Source organism: Streptomyces sp. NRRL WC-3549, from assembly GCF_000721935.1.
Taxonomy (GTDB): Bacteria; Actinomycetota; Actinomycetes; order Streptomycetales; family Streptomycetaceae; genus Streptomyces.
In genome coordinates this window covers 1-526 of record NZ_KL585435.1, presented here as the reverse complement: position 1 = coordinate 526, position 526 = coordinate 1, and the positions used below count along the sequence as shown (strand labels likewise).

General features: G+C 67.7%; 1 pseudogene. It reads left to right on the top strand.

Features of this window, described 5'->3' with window-relative positions:
- Window positions 1-462, top strand: a pseudogene (locus IH13_RS41630) (transposase); the annotation flags it as partial.
- Between the last annotated feature and the right edge of the window lie 64 nt (window positions 463-526).

Sequence of the window (526 nt, the reverse complement as noted above, 5' to 3'; positions counted from 1 at the left end):
CCGGCAGCGCCAACCTGCTGGTCCGCTACCTCAACCAGGGGCGCGCCGAAGGCGACCGCCCCGTCACCACCCCGCGCCACGCCAGCCGCCTCCTGCTCACCGACCCCAATAATCTGCGCCCGAAGGAGACCGCCCTGCTGGAGAAGATCACCGCGGCCTGCCCGGAGATGGCCGCGCTCGCCGATCTCGTACGCGGCTTCGCCGCCCTGCTGAAACCGGCTGAGGGCAACGACTGTGAAACTCACCGAGTGGATTGCAGCCGCGCGTGCTGCCGCCATGCCTCACCTGCGCAGTTTCACCAACGGCCTCGAAATCGACCGGGCCGCCGTCGATGCCGGCCTTACCCTGCCTTACCACAACGGCCGCACCGAGGGCGTCAACACCCGCACCAAGAGGATCATGAGACAGATGCACGGACGCGCCGGATTCGACCTCCTCCGGCACCGCATCCTCCTACCCTGACCGCTACCCGCGTCACCACCGACTACGGAACAGAGTCAAACGTTTTACAGTCCCGCGCCCGGCG